The organism is Fusibacter sp., from assembly GCF_057447755.1.
Genome location: NZ_JBVBZF010000290.1, coordinates 1 through 4,489 on the forward strand (window position 1 = coordinate 1; position 4,489 = coordinate 4,489).

The 4,489-nt window shown below is 36.1% G+C and carries 3 protein-coding genes; 2 read left to right on the top strand and 1 reads right to left on the bottom strand.

Annotation, left to right across the window (positions count from 1 at the left end; all coding sequences use genetic code 11):
- Window positions 1-167: 167 nt before the first annotated feature.
- Complete coding sequence (locus AC220I_RS18665) at window positions 168-1,667, bottom strand: sensor domain-containing diguanylate cyclase (RefSeq protein ID WP_486725374.1); 1,500 nt, start codon at window positions 1,665-1,667, stop codon at window positions 168-170.
- 185 nt (window positions 1,668-1,852) lie between these two features.
- Here AC220I_RS18665 and AC220I_RS18670 point away from each other — a divergent pair, with 185 nt between their 5' ends.
- A complete protein-coding gene (locus tag AC220I_RS18670) occupies window positions 1,853-2,869 on the top strand; it encodes a hypothetical protein (RefSeq protein ID WP_486725375.1) in 1,017 nt (338 codons plus the stop codon).
- A gap of 36 nt (window positions 2,870-2,905) precedes the next feature.
- Window positions 2,906-4,216, top strand: a complete 1,311-nt coding sequence (locus AC220I_RS18675) for a protein kinase domain-containing protein (RefSeq protein ID WP_486725376.1) — start codon at window positions 2,906-2,908, stop codon at window positions 4,214-4,216.
- Window positions 4,217-4,489 lie beyond the last annotated feature (273 nt).

Genomic DNA, 4,489 nt, shown 5'->3' on the forward strand with positions numbered 1-4,489 from the left:
AACAAAAACAACACTTTATGGTGTGTCAATTGCATCAAATCAAGGCAAACTCTACTATGAAATTATTAAATAGAACTTGTTATGATAAGCGTTAGAGATAAGAAAAGGCAAATCCATGTTATTGGATTTGCCTTTTTTATGTCTATAAATTGTAAATTGATTAATCGCTAAAACCTTGAATACGCTTTTACAAACTGATTTTTACCATTTGATTTAGCCTGATATAAGGCTGTATCTGCTTGATGGATAAACATACCTCTTGAAGTTGTAAGTCCAGGTAAAATCGCGTTGACACCGCCACTTATTGTAAGATAACCCAGATCGCTAAGACGATGAGGGATACGAAGGCTTTGAATATGCTTAAGGAGGTTATTGGCAATGGTATCGAGTTCATCAATATCTTGATCGTAATAAAGAATGGCGAATTCCTCACCACCATACCTTGCAACCATCAATGCGTCATGACAAAAATGTAGAACTTCTTTGGCAATTAGGGCAAGTGCTTCATCTCCTAATACATGACCATAGATATCGTTGTAGGCTTTGAAATCATCCACATCAAATAGGATAAGGCCAATATGCTTACGCTCCTGAAAACCCTTTGAAATCAGCTCATTTAACAAATCGTCAAAGGCAAATCTGTTGTTAAGACCTGTAAGACCATCATGAACCGCTCTAAAGGCCAAGAGATTGTTGGCTTCCTCTAATTGCATATTTGCAATATTGAGAGAGCTGTTTTTTTGTTCAAGAGACTTAGAGGTGACAATGAGTTGTGTGTTTAATTTGTGAATATAGTAAAGCACCCACATAAACAAAATCCAAAACAAGAGGTTGACGATGGTTTGTGGATGGATCCAAAAGGAAAGCTTGCCTGTATATAGGTCTAAATCCACCTTTGAACCAATGAGTAAATTGAGATGATCTGAGAAATAATAGACATATAGGATATGACCATCAATAATCTCAGTTTGAGTGCCCTTATTAAGTTTAGCTCTTTCTAGAAAAATATTATAAGTGCCAGTGGCAATTTGATTGATGTGAGAGGGGTCTGAAGCATCTGCTAAAATTAAACCGTTTTCATTTAATATAAAAGGTTCAATAGTATCGTTTGCTCTCTCATTCAAGAGCTTGGTGTTTAAATTTTCGAGATTTAAATCTGTGCCAAGAACGCCGACGAGATGACCTTGCACATATAAGGGTGTACTTACGGTGATGCTAAAATTATTAGATATTAAATCTACATATACATCTGAAAGTGTTGTTTTGCTTTTTTTTATGGCACTTGTGTACCATGGTCGTTCTCTAGGATCGTACTGGTCAGGTGGTAGCCAATCTGTGTTGGAAATAAAAGCACCATCAGTGAAGCCTATGAAAGTGCCATGCTTGAACTCTTTTGAAAAATCGTAGGCTAGGTATTTATTTTGAGTTGACCTATATTTTAATTCAGCAAGCGACAGTTGATTAAGTTGACTTTTTATGAGGTCCACACCATTGGTATAATCCATAAGCCAATGCTCAAAATCATTTAAATCCATGAGCATTTGATTAGAAAGCTGATTTTCTGTAACCTCAACAGCTTCAGTCTTAAAAGTTATGACATTGTACAGTGTAAGCAATAACATGATCATTGCCAGTAAAATATATGGTTTTTGCTTATTGAATTTCATATGGCCCTCTCAATTCTCTCTTCACATATTATAACGTATTTTCAGAACTTCTGAAATGAAGAAGTCGTAATTAAAAGTAAGAATAAGATTAAAAAACCGTAAGAAAAAATTAAGTGAATACTAAACTCCTACTGGTAGTTGCAAATTAAATAGAAGCGTAAGATTAAATTACAGAGGTGATTACAGTGCTTAATTTTAAATCCAAAACATTATCAGAGCAAGAATTGGTCCAGCAGTTAAAATGTATTTTTGATTCATGCGACCTTGAAGATTATAAAACAAAGAAGTTTGCTGGGCTCCTTCACGATTATATACCCTATAATAACGGCTTAAAAACAAGACTAGAACTGATTGGAAAACTTGGCTACATGGAGGCTTTGTTAAAGCTCAATAAAGATGCTGAAAGCAATTCAAAAAAAATCGAACGGTTTTCCATTCAAATTGCCAGTGAGTATGGTTTTGAACCTGAAATACTAATGAGAACATTCTACTTGGCAGCTAAAAGTGCTGACATTGCTATAGCTCAAAATAGTAAAAAAACATCAGGCGATGGGAGTGCTCTCATCACCAATGCTGTACGAGGCAATTTTTCAAAAAATCACAGAAGTGAGTCGCAGGATCAGCCTACTCAAGCTTTACCCATGACCAATACAGCTATGAAAACAAAGGCTTCAATGCAGTCCCAAACTTCAGCACACTCACAACCACTCAAGGCTACAAAACGGAAGTGGCTTAGAAACAAGGGGAATCTTATTAAACTGATGTTTTTTATTTTAGGCCTTACAGGTGGTGATCTCTATCTAAACATGTACTTTAACAATTCACCAAATGCCCTTCTATCCTTAAAAGAAGCTGTTAGCGTATGGTGGCCCATGATTTTCATTTCAAGTGCTGTGATTAGCGCCATCACAAGTATATGTTATCGAAAATTCAAAATGAATTTTGCAAGTTTCTTGCCCATTATCATTCTAATGATTCAACTGGTTGGCATTGTTTTAAAAGTAGAAATGCCCATCCTGTATGAAACCATTCAGATGGTGATGTTAAACATTATGATTCTAAGTTTTTTATTGACGTGTGGCTATTCAATAAGACTGCCTAAGGGTGCTAAGGACTTTATATCTCATAAAGCCATTTATAGTTATTATGCAGCAGGCATTTTATTCTTATTAGGTCAGTATTTAGTGAGGGTGTCGGTATGAAGTGTATAAACATACAAATAGGAAGGGAGTATATATATGTCGGATATATTAAAAAAAGGTGATGTCGTATCGTCTAATACTCAACGGTTTGAAATAATTGATGAGATTGGCACTGGAGGACAGGGCAATGTTTACAAAGTCAAATCAAGTGAGGGTAATTATGCGCTTAAATGGTATAACCAGTCAGCATCCACAACTGAACAATATGATGCCATTCAACTCTTGATTGAAAAAGGCAGTCCAAGCGAAAAGTTTATTTGGCCCCTGGCGCTTTGTGAAGGTGAATCTGAAAACCATTTTGGTTATATTATGCCTTTAATAGACACTAAAAAATTTACAAAGATGTCTCAGTATTTTGCAGGTGAGGTCAATGTTGATCGGTTTGAAGTTTTAATAGATGCCTGTATTAGGATTGCGCATGGTTTTAACGAACTACATTTAAGTGGTCTTTGTTATCGGGATATATCATTTGGAAATCTTTTTGTTGACTTTAATACAGGTGAAATACTGATTTGTGATAATGATAATGTCACATTTGACAATCTAAAGAGCACAGAGGACATTTGGGGAACAAGTGGTTTTATGGCACCCGAAATCGTTAGAGGTGAGAGCGCACCTAATTCACAAACGGATTTGTATTCGCTTTCAGTGGTGATTTTTAGGATGTTAAACAAACAACATCCCCTTCAAGGACAGCGTGAATACGCTATAGAAATTGCAGACCCTGAATCGGATCAAATGCTCTATGGGACGAATCCCATATTTATATACGACCCGATAGATGCGACTAACAGACCGGTAAAAGGCTATAAGGATATTGCAGATGCCTATTGGCCCTATTATCCAGATAGTATCAAAGCGCTCTTTGTGGAAGCCTTTACAGAAGGCCTACACGATCCCCACAAGCGCATCAGAGAATCCATATGGATAAAAGCCTTGAGTGCACTTAAGGGTGAAATCACATATTGTTATCATTGTGAACATCAAATCTTCTATAACAAGGCCATGCTTAGACAAGAGGGCGTTTGCCCTAAATGTGGGAAGACGATTAAGATCTTACCACTGCGCATGAAGGTGGAAAATCAGATCATCATGCTTAATCATGATTCGGTGATTTATAAAAACCAAGTAGACGCCTCATCCTTGATGGCCTATGATGTCAAGATCGCAAGAGTAGAAGTGCATCCAAAATATCCTAGTGTCTGGGGATTGAGAAACTTATCAGGTGAAATTTGGACCTATACGACTAAAAATAATGAGTTGAGAGAAATCTCCAAAAACGGTGTCGTACCCATTCAGTCAGGGCAAGAAATCAATTTCGGCAATGTCGTTGGGATCATAAGATAGGGACCATAAAATAGGGACCATAAAATCCTATTTCGAATATGCCTATTTGTAAAAGACACATTTATCAAACGTAAGAATTATTAGTGCAAGTTTATAATGAAGCATTAGGCATAAATTAAATTGCTTAAATCAAAAATATATAATTGAAATTATTAATCACATGAGATTAAAACCATAAGGAGGCTATTATGTCAGTAGAACGTGAAGGTAAAATGGGTGCAAGGGATTTACATTTATTTTTTTTAATAGATGCTTCGGATTCCATGAGTTATG